The sequence below is a fragment of the Mesorhizobium marinum genome (assembly GCF_040813675.1).
In the GTDB taxonomy this organism is placed as follows: Bacteria; Pseudomonadota; Alphaproteobacteria; order Rhizobiales; family Rhizobiaceae; genus Mesorhizobium_K; species Mesorhizobium_K marinum.
The window spans coordinates 632,462-647,097 of the sequence record NZ_JBFOCI010000001.1; the positions used below are offsets into that span (position 1 = coordinate 632,462).

The window sequence follows — 14,636 nt, forward strand, 5'->3', positions numbered from 1 at the left end:
GGGCTCATCCGTTCTGGGTGTCGTCAGCCGGGGGAGCCCGGTCCGCGATGTGAGGCAGGACCTGCGTCGCCGTTCCGATCGGGCAGCGCTGGTAGAGGTCGATCACATGTTCCGGGAACATGCGGATGCAGCCGGAGGACACGTCCTTGCCGATGCTGCCCGGCTCGAGCGTGCCGTGCAGACGGTAGCCGGTGTCGCCATTGCCGCTGAAGAGGTAGAGCGCGCGCGGGCCGAGCGGATTGGTCGGCGCGCCGCCCTCGACGGAGACCGGGAGGTTGGGCTGGCGCGCGCGCATCTCGGGCGGCGGCGTCCATTTCGGCCACAGCGCCTTGCGGTCGATGTTGGCGCGCCCGAACCACTGGAAGCCCTCGCGGCCGACGCCGACGCCGTAGCGGATCGCCGTGCCGTTCTCCATGATCAGGTAGAGGTAGTGGTGGCGCGTATCGACGACGACGGTCCCGGCCGGTTCGGCCGACTTGTACTTGACCATCTGCTTGTGCCAGCGCTTGTCGATGGCGTTGAAGTTGGTCAGCTTGAAGGTGACGCCGTTGTCGACGGCGGTTCCGGCGTACCAGGACGCCTTCGCGGCGGCGGGAACCGATGCAGTGCCGGCGGCAGCCGCAGCCAGTGCCCCCAGCACAAGCTCGCGACGGTTGAATTCCATGGTACCCCTCCACGGCATGGCCTGTCAGCGGCCAGTTGTTGTGACCGCAGCATACAATAACGATACATTTCCGGCAACTTACCGGTGGGCCGATGCAGGTTCGGGCGCCGCGACCTCACCCATCTGTGATTGGACCTCGGGCGGCTGCTGATCTGGTGTGCGGATCGGATTTTGAGGAGATCGGCATGAAACCGACCATCACGCAGGCGATGATCGACGCCTACGACGAGTACACGCACCTGACGCTCGACCGCCGCGGCTTCATGGAAAAGCTGACCAGGCTGGCCGGCTCGGGCGCGGCGGCGGCGGCGATCGCGTCGCTGCTTGCGGCCAATCCCGCGGCTGCCGAGATCGTGGCGGCCGACGACGCAAGGCTGATCGGCGAGGACATCACATGGCCGGGCTCGGCCGGCGACATGACTGGCTACCTGGTGCGCCCCGCCGGGCAGACCGGCAAGCTGCCGGCCGTCATCGTCATCCATGAGAACCGAGGCCTCAACGCGCATATCCGCGACGTGGCGCGGCGCGTTGCGCTGGAAGGATTTTTGGCGCTGGCGCCCGACTTTCTGTCGCCGCTCGGCGGCACGCCGTCCGACGAGGACAAGGCGCGCGAGATGATCGGCCAGCTCGACGCCGCGCAGACCGTGGCCAACGGCGTCGCGACCGTGGAATTCCTGAAGTCGCACGACCTGAGCAGCGGCAAGGTCGGCGCGGTCGGCTTCTGCTGGGGCGGCGGCGCGGTGAACAACCTTGCGGTGGCGTCGCCCGACCTTGGGGCCGGCGTCGCCTACTACGGCCGCCAGGCGGACGCCGCCTCGGCGCCGCGGATCAAGGCCGCGCTGCTGCTGCACTATGCCGGACAGGACGAGCGCATCAATGCCGGCATCGACGCCTACAAGGCGGCGCTGGAGGCGGTCGGCAAGGATTTCACGATCTACGTCTACGACGGCGTCCAGCACGCCTTCAACAACGACACGTCGGCCGCGCGCTACGACAAGGCGGCGGCCGACCTTGCCTGGGGGCGGACGATCGCCTTCTTCAGGGAGAAGCTCGGCTGAGGCGCCGCTCGGATCGGGGGGGCCGGCGTCAGCCGCGGCCGCGCCGGTGGCGCGCCTGCTTGATGATGGCGCGCCAGCGGATCATCTCGAGCGGGATCGGCTGGCGGTCGTCGGAGATCCGGTAGATCTCGTTGTCGAGGTTCTTGAGGGCGCGCCAGAAATCGTAGTCGGTCAGGCGGTAGTCCTCCGCCAGACGGTGCGCCACCGTTCCGATGTCCTGCTTCATGTGTTCCAACGTCGAGACCACCCGTATCGATGAGGGAAGGATTCCGGGCGGGAGGTTCCGCCGAGTCGTCGGCGGGGATCAATGGCGCTGCCGAGGCTTTTCACCGTTTACCGGTCGTTAACCCCGATTTCGGCAGGGCATGTTGCATCGGCGCAATAGTCGGATCGGAGCCCGTCAGCCGGGCAGGGCGACGAGCCGGGCCAGACCGCCCGAGGCGCGGGGGTAGGTCAGCTTCGCCGTGCGGTCGCGCAGGACCACGTCGACCTTGCCCACCGGCTGCATGGTCACGGCCGTGCGATAGTCGACCGGCATGGCCCTGGCGAGTTCGATACGGCCGGACGACAGGATGGTCGAGAGCGCGATCTTGACCATCTGAAGACCGAACGTGACGCCCGGGCACATGTGGCCGCCGGCCCCGAACACCGGATACTGGAAGGGGGACGGCCTGACGGCGCGCCAGCGGTCGGGCTTGAAGCTGTCCGGTTCGTCGTAGACGCCGGGATCGCGGCAGATCAGGTGACTGCTGATCAGCGTCCGCTCGCCATGTTCGACGGCCTCGCCGCCCAGCGTCGTCGTCCAGCCGGCCCGGCGCATCTGCAGAGGCACCGGTGGCATCAGGCGCATGCCCTCGCGAATGACGCGATCAAGCAGCAGCAACTGGCCGACCCGGTCCATGGTCGGCAGTTCGCCGTCCAGCGCCCCCTCGATCTCCGCCGTCAGCGCCCGCATGATCTCCGGATGCTGCGTCAGCAGCAGCAGCGTCCATGTGATGCCGTTCAGGCAGGTGTCGTACGCGGCCGCATAGAGAAAGCAGATGATGCCGCAGATGATCTCCGTCGATGGCGGCAGGCCGTCGAGGTCGGGATTGTTGACGAGCACCGAAAGCAGGTCGTGCGCATCGCGGTTGCCGCGCTTTTCCGCCGCCCATTCCATGATCGCGCGTTCCTGCCTCGGCGCGTTCCACACCCAGCGCAGGTAGTGCCGCCCCGGCAGGATCCGGAATGCCTTGAACTGGCGGGTGATGAGGTCGGTGATCGGCAGGGCGCGCTCGAAATCGCTGCCGAACAGCAGCGCCACCGCGAGCTTGGTGGTCATGACCGTGATCGCATGCTGCAGGTCGACCGGCACGCCGCGCGGCCATTTCGCCATTTCGGCGGCCGCGACCCGCGCCATTTCGGGGCTCATGGCGGCGACCACCGGGCGCTTCAGCGGTGCGACGAACATCTTGCGGTAGTGTTCGTGCCGTTCGCCCCTCAGCCGGGTCATGCCGAGCGACAGGCGGTTCGACGCATGGTTGGGGATGCCGCCCCAGGTGATCTGCACGTTGACCCACAGGTTGCCGTCCGACATCACGGTCCGGTAGAGATCCGAGTCGGCGATCAGGCTGACCTGCCGCGAGCCGCTCTTGGTCGGAAACGGCACCCTGATCCGGACGAAGGGGCCGTGCGCCGCGTGCAGCGCGCGGGTCGCGGAGATCGGGTCGCGGGCGATGCGCGCCAGGAGCGGCAGCGTGCGCCATGCATCGACGTGGTAGACCCCCATCCGCATCCCCGGTGACGGACTTTCATTCCCGACGGCTCGCCGGCAAGGTTAGACGCGGCCCGGAGCGGAAGTCCAGCGGGCAGGACTCTCACCTGCGCCTGATGCCGATGGCGCGTCCCGCGCGCTCGGGGCGCGGCAGCGCGGCTTGCGCGGCGCGCATCGCCTCGATCTTCGCCACCACGTCCGGTGGGAACGGGGCCACCTTCGGCCCGGCCATGTCGACGTGGAGCGCGAGCGTTTCAGACGTCGCGGCCAGCCATCCGTCCGCGTGGCGCATCTCCTGGTAGGCGTGCAGCCGCTTCTCGTCGTGGTCGAGAAGCTGGAAGCTGACGGTGACCTTGTCGCCGAGGTGCAGTTCGCGCACGTAACAGACGTGGACTTCGGCGGTGTAGGTGGTGAAGCGGCGCTCGCGCGCATAGGTGGGGCCTAGGCCGAGTTCCTCCGCCGCCTCGTCGCCGCCGCGGTCGAAGATCACGTTGTAGTAGGCCATGTTCAGATGGCCGTTGTAGTCTATCCAGCCTTTCTCGATCTCGATCGCGCTGGAGACGAATGGCGCACTTGCTGCTGTCATGGACCTCGACCTGTTTCCTGCGGCGCTGTACAAGTCGCGCCGGCAGGTGACACTACCCGTCCCAGAATTCATAACAAGGTCGGCGAAGCGCCGAGCAGCGCGGTAAATCATGGCACTGAAAGACCTGAACGCAGTCGAACGCAACGAAGCGGGCATCGCCACCGTGCTCGGCATCCTCAAGCAGCGTTTCGGCGAGCGCTTCCAGACCGGGCGGGCGATCCGCGAGCAGCACGCGCACACGACCACCTACATTCCGGTCCAGGCGCCGGACGGCGTGGCCTTTGCCGAGACGGCGGAGGAGGTGCAGGAGATCGTTCGGGCCTGCGCCGAGCATCGGGTCCCGGTCATCGCCTTCGGCGCCGGCACCTCGCTGGAAGGCGCGGTCAACGCGCCGGGCGGCGGCATCTCCATCGACATGTCGCGCATGAACCGCGTCATCGCGGTCAACCCGCAGGACCTGGACTGCACCGTGGAGCCCGGCATCACGCGGCACGAACTCAACGACTATCTGCGCGACACCGGCCTGTTCTTCCCGATCGATCCGGGCGCGAACGCCAGCCTCGGCGGCATGGCGGCGACGCGGGCGTCGGGCACCAATGCGGTGCGCTACGGCACGATGCGCGACAACGTGCTGTCGCTGACGGCGGTTCTCGCCGACGGCCGCACGATCACGACGGGAAAACGGGCCAAGAAGAGCTCGGCCGGCTACGACCTGACGCGGCTGATGGTCGGCTCGGAAGGCACGCTCGGCGTCATCACCTCGCTGACGCTCAAGCTCGCCGGCATTCCGCAGGCGATTTCGGGCGGGGTCTGCCCGTTCCCGACCGTCGACCAGGCCTGCGAGGCGGTCATCGCGACCATCCAGATGGGCATTCCGGTCGCCCGCATCGAACTGGTCAACGCGCTGCAGATGCGCGCGATGATCGCCTATTCCAAGCTCGACTATCCGGAGAGCCCGTGCCTGTTCCTGGAGTTCCACGGCAGCGACGCGGGCGTTGCCGAGCAGGCCGAATCCTTCGGCGAGATCGCAGCCGAGTTCGGCGGCGGGCCTTTCATCTGGACGAGCGTCGCCGAGGAACGCAACAAGCTGTGGAAGGCAAGGCACGACGCCTACTGGGCGTCGCTCGGACTGCGGCCCGGCTCGCGCGGCCTTTCCACCGACGTCTGCGTGCCGATCTCGCGGCTGGCCGAATGCATCGTCGAGACCGAGGCCGACATCGCCGAACTCGGCCTCATCGCGCCGATCGTCGGCCATGTCGGCGACGGCAACTTCCACACTTTGGTGCTGATGGATCCCGCCGACCCCAGGGACATCGAACTGGCCGAGGAATTCGTCGCCAGGCTGAATGCGCGGGCGCTGCGCATGGACGGCACATGCACCGGCGAGCACGGCATCGGGCAGGGCAAGATCGGCTTCATCGAGGAAGAGATCGGCACGAACGGCGTCGACGTCATGCGCTCGATCAAGGCGGCGCTCGATCCCGACAACATCCTCAATCCCGGGAAGATCTGGCCGGCGCGTGGCGGCTAGGGCAAAAGTGCGTTGAAAACCGCCACTTTATCGACATGCCGATGCTGATAGACTAGCGTTTTGCCCTAGGCATACCGCGGGACCGATGCTGGCACGACTGTTCGTGATCTTTGGTGGGCTGATCGTGCTGGCGCTGACGGCGGCGCTGGTGGGGCCGTATTTCGTCGACTGGTCGAGCTACCGCGCCGACTTCGAGCGCGAGGCGAGCGCCATCCTCGGGCGCAAGGTGACCGTGCAGGGCGAGGCGACGGCGACCATCCTGCCGTTTCCGTCGGTGACGTTCTCCGACGTCGCGGTCGGCGGCGGGGCGAAGGGCGAGCCGGCGATGACCGCCGAGACCTTCTCCATGGACGCCGAGCTGGCGCCGCTGCTGAGCGGCGAGTTCCGCATCTTCGACATGCGGCTGGTGCGGCCGAAGGCGACCATCGAGGTCGCGGCGGACGGCGCGATCGACTGGGCCGTGCGTCCCTCGACGCCGATCGACGCCAGCCAGATCTCGATCGAGAAGCTGACCATCACGGAAGGCCAGGTGGTGATCCACCACGCCTCCAGCGGACGCACGCACCGCCTGACCGAGATCAACACCGAGGTTTCCGCGCGCTCGCTCGCCGGGCCCTGGCGCATGGTCGGCTCGATGCGGGTCGACGGCCTGCGTTCGGACATGACGGTCAACACGGGCCGCGCCGCCGGCGACGGCATCCGGCTGAGGATCCAGGCCGAGCCCGAGGTACGCAAGGTCGCGATCGAGACGGACGGCGACCTGCGGTTCGACGACGGGGCGACTGCGACCTATGCCGGGGACTTCAAGATCGCCGCGCGGCGCGACCGGGCGTCCGAAGCCGAGCCGGCGCCTGCCGAGGGACCGGGCTTCCGCGTCAAGGGCAAGTTCGAACTCGACGACCAGCGGCTGGCGCTCGACGAGTTCCGCTTCGAGACGGGTCCGCTCGACAATCCCTATGCGGCGGACGGCAACGGGTTCATCGACTTCGGCGCCGCGCCGCGGTTCGCGCTTTCGGTGGACGGCGCGCAGGTGCGCTTCGACGAAGCGATCGGGGCGGGCGACGCCGGCAGCCTGACCATCGCCGAGCGGTTCGCCGCCCTGCAGGAGGCCCTGCTCGACCTGCCGAAGCCGTCGATCCCGGGAACGATGGACGTGAACCTGCCGGCCGTGGTCGCCGGCGACACGACCATCCGCGAAGTCAGCCTGTCGGCCGAGCCGCAAGACGGCGGCTGGGCGGTCAAGTCGCTGGCCGCCACGCTGCCCGGCCGCACGACACTGGAGGCAAAGGGATCGCTCAGGACCGAAGGCGAGCTTGGATTCAAGGGGTCGCTCCTGCTCGCGGTGGCGCAACCGTCGGGTTTCGCGGCATGGGTGGCGCAGGACGTTGACGACGCCATCCGGCGACTGCCGGCTGCCGGATTTCGCGCCGATGTCGACCTGACCCGCAACCACCAGGCCTTCGACAACCTGGAACTCGGGCTTGGCGGCGCGACGTTCCGCGGCCGCGCCGAGCGGCTGCAGCCGTCCGACGCGCGGCCGGCGACGGTCCTCAAGCTGGACGGCGGCGCGCTCGACCTCGACGGGCTTGCGGCCTTCGCCTCGCTGTTCGTCAGCGACGTCGGCGTCAACCGCTTCGCGGAAGGCGACCTCGACCTGGACGTCAGGGCCGGGCCGGTCGGCGCGTCCGGCCTGACGGCGCAATCGGTCGATGCGGCCCTGCGCCTGCGCGATGGCCTCCTGGAAATCGACCGCCTGTCGATCGGCGACATCGCGGGCGCGACCGTCAGCGCGACGGGGACGATCCGCGACTTCCCGGCGAGCCCGTCGGGCAACCTGGACGTGTCCGTCGTGGCGGTCGACCTGGCGCCGCTGGTCGCGGCGCTGGCCGACCGCTATCCGGCGAGCAGGCTGCTCAACGGGCTCGACGCGCGCGCGGCGGCCTATCGCGGCCTTCTCGACGACGCGCGGCTCGACGTGGTGGCGACGGCCGCCGCCAACGGCGACGGAACGACCGGCTTCGCGGCCAGCGCGCAAGGCAGCGCCGGCGGCACGGACCTTTCGGCGACGCTGTCGGGCAGCAGCCGGACCGGGCAGGTCGACGACGCCGACGTTTCGGTTGCGCTGTCTGCGCGAAACGACGACGCAACCGAACTCCTGGCGCTCTATGGCCTTCCGGTGCTGCCGCTTGGCCTGACGGGCGGCGGCGAGACCGAGTTTTCGCTGAAAGGGAAGCTGTCTGGCGACCTCGCCACGTCGCTGGACCTTCGCGCGGAGGATTTTCTGGCGGGCTTCGCCGGCGTCGCCAAGCTGGGGGACGGGCTCGCCGTGCGGGGCCATGCGCGCCTCGACGCGCCCGATATCGAGCCATGGCTGATGACCGCCGGCGTCAGGCTGCCGGCCATGGGCGCGGGCCTGCCGGTGGAGCTCGAAGCCAATGCCGACTATGCCGACGGACTCTTGGTCCTCGATGCGCTGAGCGGAACGCTGAACCAGGGTGCGGTCTCCGGCGACGTCAACGCCACCTTGGCGGACGGCCGGCCGCAGCTGACCGGGCAGCTGACGCTGGACGAACTCAACCTCGAACCGCTGGCGGCGATGGTGGTCGGCGAAGCGTCGCTCGAAAACGGGACGGGCGGGTGGTCCTCGGTGCCGTTCGCCCCGTCGGTCTCGACGCCGCTCACCGCCGAACTCGGCATCACCGCGGCGACCGTGACGGCCGGCCCGGCGGTGACCGCGTACGACGCCAGCGTCGCGCTCAAGCTCGACGGGGAGGGCCTGCGGCTGTCGGACCTGTCGGCCAGGTTCCACGGCGGCGAGCTCACCGGGCTGTTCGAGCTCAAGAACAGCGGGGGGACCGCGTATTTCTCCAGCCAGACGAGGCTCGCCGGCGCGGACATCCGTTCGCTGCTCGGCGATGCCGGGCTGGCGGGAACCGGCGACATCTCCACCGCGCTGTCGGCGAGCGGCAAGTCGGTCGGCGGCCTTGTCGCCACGCTGTCGGGCTCGGGCACCGCCGGATTCCGCTCGCTGGTGGTCGACGGCGTCAACCCCGAGGCGCTGCCCGAACTGATCGCCAGGGCGAACCGCGACGGCCGGGACATCGATGCGGCAAGGACGGCGGGCTTCGCGCCGGCCATCGTGTCGTCCGGCCGCTTCGCGGCTGAACCTGGCGAAGCCGCCTTCACGGTTGCAGCCGGGGTGCTGCGCGCGCCGCCGCTGAAGCTGACGAACCACGCCGCCGACATCGAGGCGAACGTGCAGTCGGACTTCAACCGGGGCGAGGTGTCGGTCAGCGGCACGATCACCTACGAGCCCGGACAGGAGGCGCTGGTCGGGTCGGAGCCGGCGTTGCGCTTCTCGCTGCAAGGGCCGCTTGCCGAGGCCACGCGCAGCCTGGACAGCGAGCCGCTCGCCCAGTTCCTCACGCAGCGCGCGCTGGAGGCCGAGCAGCGGCGGGTCGAGGGCATGCAGGCGGCGCTGCTCGAGAAGCAGCGTCTGCGGCGCGAAGTTCGCTACTACGCCGCGCTACAGCTCGATCACGATCGGGCCACGGAGGCGTGGCGCAAGGAGCAGGAAGAAGCGCGCAAGGCCGCCGAGGCCGAAGCCGAGGCGCGGCGCAAGGCCGAGGAGGAAGCCCGGCTGAAGGCCGAAGCGGAAGAACGCGCGCGCCAGGCAGAGGCCGATCGGGCGCGGCTTGCCGCGGAGGAAGAGGCGCGCAAAGCCGCGGAAGAACGCGCCCGACTCGCAGCCGAGGAAGCCGAACGGCAGGCGGCGGAGGCGACGCGCCTCGAAGCGGAGGCTGCCGCAAGGGCGGAGGCCGAGGAAAGGGCGCGGCTTGAAGCCGAGGCCGCTGAAAGCCGCGCGGCCCAGGAGCGCGCGCAGGCGGAGGCCGATGCGGCGAAGCGCGAGGCTGAAGCAGCGGCGAAGGCGGAAGCCGATGCCCGGGCCAGGTTGGAGGCGCAGGAGCGCGTGAAACGGCAAGCCGATGAGGCGGCGCGCGCCCGCGAGCAGCAGATTGCGCCGTCGCCGGATGCCAACGCTGAAACGCCTCCACGTCCAAGAACCGATGTTATCCGTCCAACGGGACAGCCGCCAGAGTTGCAGCCGGGCGCCATCGACGGCTTCATGAGGATGCTGCAGGGCAACTGAACCGCGGGCAGCGTGGCCTGAGTTCGGTCGGCTTGTCAGCCGGACGAGGCTGCGTCGGCCTGCCTTGCAGCGCTGCCCTGTGCTTCCCGCAGCACGAAGACCCTGAGCGCCGAAGACAGGTTCGCCTCGCGGGTGCGCAGGGCGTCGACTTCGGCGATCAAGGCGGCGAGCGACAGTCCGCGCTCCGCGGCGATGTCGCGCAGCGCATCCATGAAGGGCTGTTCGAGCGAAAAGCTGGTGCGGTGGCCGCGGATCGTGATGGAGTGTTTCCTGACGAGGCTCATGGCGGATGCCGGCGCTTCATCGGGGCTGTTGCGGATCGGTCCGGTCGCGGCGGTGGCCGTCGATGAAGTCGGCGGCCCGTTCCGCCTCGATCCGGTCGCGCTGCCGTTCGGCCTTTGGCCTGCCGTGCAGGGCGCGGTTCTCGCTCGCCGCCTGCTCCTTCAGCGCCCGATCCCTGCGCTTTCGGGCCATGCGGAGATTGACGACGTTGGTCATGGCAGGGCGGGGCTATTTCTTGCGGAACGCGTCCAGCGAGACGACGTCGGCGCTCTTGCCGCCGGCTGCGGCTTCCTCGTCGCTTGCGCCGTCGTCGCCGGCGGCGTCCGCAGCCTTCTTTTTGGCATCGGATTTCTTGCCTGAGGTCGGCGCCCGGGTGATTTCGGCTGCCGGCTTCGCGGGCTTCTCGGCCTCGACGGCAGGCTCGGCCTTGACGTCGAACTCCAGCTCGAAGTTGACCGACGGGTCATAGAAGCCGCGCACGGCTGCGAAGGGAACCTCCAGCCGCTCCGGCACGTCGGTGAAGGAAAGCCCTATCTCGAAGCCGTTGTCGTTGACCTTCAGATCCCAGTACTGGAACTGGATCACGATGGTCATCTGCTCCGGATACTTTTCGCGCAGGCGCGGCGAGATGCGCACGCCAGGCGCGTTGGTCAGGAAGGTGATGAAGAAATGATGGTTGCCGGGCAGACCGGTCCGCGCGACCTCGGCAAGGACCTTGCGCATGACGCCGCGCAACGCCTCCTGGGCGAGAATGTCGTAGCGGATATGGTCTTCGGCCATGCGGTCTGGCGCCCGTTGAATCGTCTGATAGCTGTAATCCGGCTTCGGGCCGGCGTAAACCGGTTATAGGCCCGCCGGGTCGCGGGCGAACTCGAAAGCCAGGCCGCCGACGAGGAGGCTGACGCACAGCATCTCGCCGCCGTCCTCGATCATCGCCACGAGTTCGATGGCCGGCGGATAGATCTCCCAGGCCATTACATGCAGCATGTCGAAGCCGACCGCGAAGACGGCAAACAGAACGAGCCAGCCGACGAGCCATTTCGTGACGGTCCTCTCGCGCTTTGCTTGCCTGCCGGGCCAGGCCACGAGCAGCGCGCCGACGACAATCGTTGCGAGCAACAGCCCGTAGACCAGTTCGCCGAAATCCTGCGCATAGAGCATGAAATATTCGAAATGCCGCTGGTAGATAGCCTCGAAAGCCTTGAGGTCGAGTGTCTTGGCCAGCCAGCGTCCGGCTCTTTCATGGAACGACTCGGCATCGTCGAGCAGAAGGAAAAAAAACAGGGCGGCCCAGGCGACGTATATTGCGGCGCGCCTTTTCCACGCCAGGGCGAGGAGGAGGAGCGAGGCGATGCCCCACTGCACATACTGGAAGACCTCGGGATAGGCCGTATCCGCGCCGAGGTCCCAGTACCAGTCGTCTGCCGCCCATCGCAGATGCGCCCNCGTATATTGCGGCGCGCCTTTTCCACGCCAGGGCGAGGAGGAGGAGCGAGGCGATGCCCCACTGCGCATACTGGAAGACCTCGGGATAAGCCGTATCCGCGCCGAGGTCCCAGTACCAGTCGTCTGCCGCCCATCGCAGATGCGCCCAGACAAAGCCGATGTCCGCCACCAGGAGAAGCGCGAGCAGCGCCAGCGCCGCCTTGCCCGGCGCCGCGATCCGCTCCGCCGCCGCAACCGTTGAACCCGAGACCCTGGTGTGCACTCTCGCCAGCCCGTTCCATTGAACCCGGCCGATGGCTAGCCGATGGCGATTGCGGGTTCAAGCTTGCGACGCCGGCAGNACATACTGGAAGACCTCGGGATAGGCCGTATCCGCGCCGAGGTCCCAGTACCAGTCGTCTGCCGCCCATCGCAGATGCGCCCAGACAAAGCCGATGTCCGCCACCAGGAGAAGTGCCAGCAGCGCCAGCGCCGCCTTGCCCGGCGCCGCGATCCGCTCCGCCGCCACAACCGTTGAACCCGAGACCCTGGTGTGCACTCTCGCCAGCCCGTTCCATTGAACCCGGCCGATGGCTAGCCGATGGCGATTGCGGGTTCAAGCTTGCGACGCCGGCAGGAGACGCCAGCGCCAGTTGCATGCGCAGGAGCATGCGCGTGGCGATGACGGCTACGCGGCGCACTGTTGTCAGGAGACATCGCCAATGTCGTCTTGATCGTGGTCGCATCGATTGACGTTTGGACAGGCGTGTCTCAAAAGGCGGCGAGATCGTATGCCCGCCGTCCCGCCGACATGGGCCGGGAGAACGGGATTCGCGGCGGCCCGCGCGACATGCGCCGTCGCCGACGCGGTCGTCCATATTGAAGGTTGGCATCATGACATCCGGGTTTCTCCGCGTCGCAATCGTGCTTGGTCTGATTTCGGCGATCGGTCCCTTCGCCATCGACATGTACCTGCCGGCCCTGCCGACTATCGGGGCGGACCTCGGCGCGAGCCCGCTGGCCGTGCAGATGAGCCTGGTGGTGGTTTTCCTGTCCTTCGCAGTCGGCCCGCTGTTCGTGGGGCCGCTGGCCGACATCTACGGCCGCAAGCCGGTCCTCTACGGGGGGCTGGTGGTGTTCGCGCTGGCCAGCGTCGGCGCGGCGCTGGCGCCGGATGTCGAGTGGCTGATCTTCTTCCGGCTGCTGCAGGGGCTCGGTTCGTCGACCGGAATGGTGGTGCCGCGCGCTGTGGTGCGCGATCTCCACACCGGCGCCGAGGCGACCAAGCTGATGTCGCTTCTGATGCTCGTCTTCAGCGTGTCGCCGATCCTGGCGCCGCTGACCGGCAGCTTCATCATCGAGGCGTTCGGGTGGCGGGCGGTGTTCTGGGCGGTGACGATCGCGGCCGTGCTCGCCTTCTTCCTCCTGATGTTCGGGCTGAAGGAGACGCGGCCGGCGGCGCGGCGCGGCGGCAGTTCGTTCGCCGTCGCCTGGGCAGGCTACAAGCTTCTGTCGGTGCACCGGACCTTCGTCGGATTGTCTCTGATCGGCGGCCTCGGCGTCGCCAGCTTCTTCGTCTACCTGGCCAATTCGTCCTTCATCATCATCAACCACTACGGCATGTCGCCGTCCGCCTACAGCCTGCTTTTCTCGGTCAATGCGGTGTCGTTCTTTGCCGTGTCGCAGATCAGCGGCTGGCTGACCGAACGCTACGGGCTGAGCAGGGTGGTCCGGTTCGCGGTCGTCGGCTTCGCTGCCGCCATGCTGGCGGGCTGGGCGGTCATGGCCGCCGGCTTCGCGTCGCTCGCCGTGATGTGCGTTACGCTGTTCGTCGGCTACGGTTTCCTCGGCCTGGTGATCCCGACGACCTCGGTGCTCGCCATGGAGGAACATGGCGAGATTGCCGGCACGGCCGCGGCGCTGATGGGCACGTTGCACATGGTGACGGGCGTCGTCGCGATGATCGTCGCGGGCGTCTTCGCCAACGACCGGCCGCTGCCGATGATGACGGGCATCGCGGTCTGCGCCGGGCTGGCGCTGCTCCTGACGCTTCTCACGCTGAAGCGCGAGCCCGGCAGGCAGGCGGTCGCGGCGGCCGAGTAGTTTTCGGGATCGCGCCGAAGGACGCTCGTCCGGCCGGGCCTTACCGGCGCCCGGCTGCGGCCGCGGCGGTCAGGAACTCCACGCGGGCGCACACGCTGTCCCGCGGCAGCTCGACCAGATCGTAGCCGAAGTCGGCATAGGTTTCGGCCATGACCGCGTGGGTCCTGACCGCAACGTCCCAGCTCAGGCGCCGCTCTTCGTCGACGCCGTAAATCTCGCGCCAGGGCGGGGCGATGAACACCCTCGCGTGGTAGCGCAGGCGCCACGCCTCCTCCTCCATCCAAGAGGGAACATCGAGGCTTTCCAGCCTGAGATAGCCGATCGTATCGGGCAGGCCGCGGTCAAAGAAGACCGGGCCTTCCGTCCTTTCGGCCTGGCGGTAGGAGCGAAGCTCCCATTCGAACATGCGCTCGGCGAAGGCCTGGCGGTCGATCCAGGGCAGGGCGCCGCCGCCATGTTCCGCTTCGTCGCGGATGACGCCTCGGCCGGCCTCCCGGGTGGTGGGGTAGCCGAGCGCCCCGAGCGCCTCGATCACGGTCGTCTTGCCGGCTCCGGGCCCGCCGGTCAGCACGAAAAAGCGGTTGTCGTCCGGGGTCATGCAATCTCCTGGGGTTGCGGCAAGGGGACGCCAGCGTACCGGCAAGCCGGCGCGTGGCGCGGTACGGCGCACTGCGTGCGACCGGCGGGCGCAAATTCATGTCATGGTTGCAAGGGAAGGTGGAGGTTTCTGTTGCCAGGTACCTCCGAACCCCGCCTAGAGGGGCTAACCCCTAGGACTTGATTCGAGACTGTCGCACCGCATTAAGCAGCGAGACGTGCCTCAGCATAGTTGTCGTTTGCAACTATAAGGTTAGCCCGATAACGGTGGTACAATGCCGGGCAAAAGTACGATCTTTACACCTTCGTCGATCCTATTTCGCCCCCATCAGAAGCCGCCCGAACGCGTCGAGCGGCTTGTGGTGGAGGCGCCGGGTACCGCCCCCGGGTCCGAACGGCTTATTCCATCGCCTGTTTATCGCCATAGTCAGGCAAGCTGACCTCGCCAATATAGGGAGGCCGGCGGCGAATTGGAAGGAGGATTGCG

At 68.1% G+C, this 14,636-nt stretch carries 13 protein-coding genes and 1 other RNA gene; 4 read left to right on the forward strand and 10 right to left on the reverse strand.

Translation table 11 applies throughout. The features are described from left to right. Positions 1–4: 4 nt before the first annotated feature. On the reverse strand, positions 5–664 hold the full coding sequence (locus tag ABUE31_RS02915) for a L,D-transpeptidase (protein ID WP_367721993.1): 660 nt from the start codon (positions 662–664) through the stop codon (positions 5–7). Between the two features lie 185 nt (positions 665–849). On the opposite strand from ABUE31_RS02915, the gene ABUE31_RS02920 reads away from it, so the two are divergent. Next, positions 850–1,722, forward strand: coding sequence for a dienelactone hydrolase family protein (locus ABUE31_RS02920; RefSeq protein WP_367721994.1), 873 nt, complete (start codon positions 850–852; stop codon positions 1,720–1,722). 28 nt (positions 1,723–1,750) lie between these two features. Here ABUE31_RS02920 and ABUE31_RS02925 read toward each other — a convergent pair whose 3' ends face one another. From ABUE31_RS02925 to ABUE31_RS02935, 3 genes are all read right to left on the reverse strand, one after another. Further along, positions 1,751–1,948 carry a hypothetical protein gene (locus tag ABUE31_RS02925; protein WP_367721995.1) on the reverse strand — a complete coding sequence of 66 codons (198 nt, stop codon included), beginning with the start codon at positions 1,946–1,948 and terminating at the stop codon, positions 1,751–1,753. A gap of 174 nt (positions 1,949–2,122) precedes the next feature. Continuing rightward, positions 2,123–3,490 (reverse strand): cytochrome P450, encoded by a 1,368-nt coding sequence (locus ABUE31_RS02930; RefSeq protein ID WP_367721996.1) that lies wholly within the window; start codon positions 3,488–3,490, stop codon positions 2,123–2,125. Between the two features lie 88 nt (positions 3,491–3,578). Next, complete coding sequence (locus ABUE31_RS02935) at positions 3,579–4,061, reverse strand: thioesterase family protein (RefSeq protein ID WP_367721997.1); 483 nt, start codon at positions 4,059–4,061, stop codon at positions 3,579–3,581. Between the two features lie 109 nt (positions 4,062–4,170). Between ABUE31_RS02935 and ABUE31_RS02940 the strand changes: the two genes are divergently transcribed. After that, the gene (locus ABUE31_RS02940) at positions 4,171–5,592 is read left to right on the forward strand and encodes an FAD-binding oxidoreductase (protein WP_367721998.1); all 1,422 of its coding nucleotides are present in this window, start codon (positions 4,171–4,173) and stop codon (positions 5,590–5,592) included. 85 nt (positions 5,593–5,677) lie between these two features. Continuing rightward, on the forward strand, positions 5,678–9,742 hold the full coding sequence (locus ABUE31_RS02945) for an AsmA family protein (RefSeq protein WP_367721999.1): 4,065 nt from the start codon (positions 5,678–5,680) through the stop codon (positions 9,740–9,742). A gap of 35 nt (positions 9,743–9,777) precedes the next feature. Here the strand turns inward: ABUE31_RS02945 and ABUE31_RS02950 are convergent, their stop codons facing one another. The 4 genes from ABUE31_RS02950 to ABUE31_RS22835 form a co-directional block, all read right to left on the reverse strand. Further along, positions 9,778–10,026, reverse strand: a complete 249-nt coding sequence (locus tag ABUE31_RS02950) for a ribbon-helix-helix domain-containing protein (protein ID WP_367722000.1) — start codon at positions 10,024–10,026, stop codon at positions 9,778–9,780. A gap of 16 nt (positions 10,027–10,042) precedes the next feature. After that, positions 10,043–10,240 (reverse strand): DUF4169 family protein, encoded by a 198-nt coding sequence (locus ABUE31_RS02955; RefSeq protein ID WP_367722001.1) that lies wholly within the window; start codon positions 10,238–10,240, stop codon positions 10,043–10,045. Between the two features lie 12 nt (positions 10,241–10,252). Then, positions 10,253–10,804, reverse strand: a complete 552-nt coding sequence (locus ABUE31_RS02960; protein ID WP_367722002.1) for an SspB family protein — start codon at positions 10,802–10,804, stop codon at positions 10,253–10,255. Positions 10,805–10,867: 63 nt separating this feature from the next. Beyond that, positions 10,868–11,539, reverse strand: coding sequence for a DUF8692 domain-containing protein (locus tag ABUE31_RS22835; protein ID WP_496400972.1), 672 nt, complete (start codon positions 11,537–11,539; stop codon positions 10,868–10,870). Between the two features lie 804 nt (positions 11,540–12,343). Between ABUE31_RS22835 and ABUE31_RS02965 the strand changes: the two genes are divergently transcribed. Beyond that, on the forward strand, positions 12,344–13,552 hold the full coding sequence (locus tag ABUE31_RS02965) for a multidrug effflux MFS transporter (protein WP_367722003.1): 1,209 nt from the start codon (positions 12,344–12,346) through the stop codon (positions 13,550–13,552). A 40-nt stretch (positions 13,553–13,592) separates the two neighbouring features. Here the strand turns inward: ABUE31_RS02965 and ABUE31_RS02970 are convergent, their stop codons facing one another. Together ABUE31_RS02970 and ssrA are read right to left on the reverse strand one after the other, a co-directional pair. Further along, positions 13,593–14,150 (reverse strand): AAA family ATPase, encoded by a 558-nt coding sequence (locus ABUE31_RS02970; protein WP_367722004.1) that lies wholly within the window; start codon positions 14,148–14,150, stop codon positions 13,593–13,595. A gap of 118 nt (positions 14,151–14,268) precedes the next feature. Continuing rightward, positions 14,269–14,629, reverse strand: a transfer-messenger RNA (tmRNA) gene (gene ssrA / locus ABUE31_RS02975). Positions 14,630–14,636 lie beyond the last annotated feature (7 nt).

Coding starts and splice junctions, on each gene's coding strand:
- ABUE31_RS02920 (WP_367721994.1), top strand. CDS start 850: ATGAAACCGACCATCACGCAGGCGATGATCGACGCCTACGACGAGTAC.
- ABUE31_RS02915 (WP_367721993.1), bottom strand. CDS start 664: ATGGAATTCAACCGTCGCGAGCTTGTGCTGGGGGCACTGGCTGCGGCT.
- ABUE31_RS02950 (WP_367722000.1), bottom strand. CDS start 10,026: ATGAGCCTCGTCAGGAAACACTCCATCACGATCCGCGGCCACCGCACC.
- ABUE31_RS02935 (WP_367721997.1), bottom strand. CDS start 4,061: ATGACAGCAGCAAGTGCGCCATTCGTCTCCAGCGCGATCGAGATCGAG.
- ABUE31_RS02940 (WP_367721998.1), top strand. CDS start 4,171: ATGGCACTGAAAGACCTGAACGCAGTCGAACGCAACGAAGCGGGCATC.
- ABUE31_RS02925 (WP_367721995.1), bottom strand. CDS start 1,948: ATGAAGCAGGACATCGGAACGGTGGCGCACCGTCTGGCGGAGGACTAC.
- ABUE31_RS02930 (WP_367721996.1), bottom strand. CDS start 3,490: ATGGGGGTCTACCACGTCGATGCATGGCGCACGCTGCCGCTCCTGGCG.
- ABUE31_RS02960 (WP_367722002.1), bottom strand. CDS start 10,804: ATGGCCGAAGACCATATCCGCTACGACATTCTCGCCCAGGAGGCGTTG.
- ABUE31_RS02965 (WP_367722003.1), top strand. CDS start 12,344: ATGACATCCGGGTTTCTCCGCGTCGCAATCGTGCTTGGTCTGATTTCG.
- ABUE31_RS02970 (WP_367722004.1), bottom strand. CDS start 14,150: ATGACCCCGGACGACAACCGCTTTTTCGTGCTGACCGGCGGGCCCGGA.
- ABUE31_RS02955 (WP_367722001.1), bottom strand. CDS start 10,240: ATGACCAACGTCGTCAATCTCCGCATGGCCCGAAAGCGCAGGGATCGG.
- ABUE31_RS02945 (WP_367721999.1), top strand. CDS start 5,678: ATGCTGGCACGACTGTTCGTGATCTTTGGTGGGCTGATCGTGCTGGCG.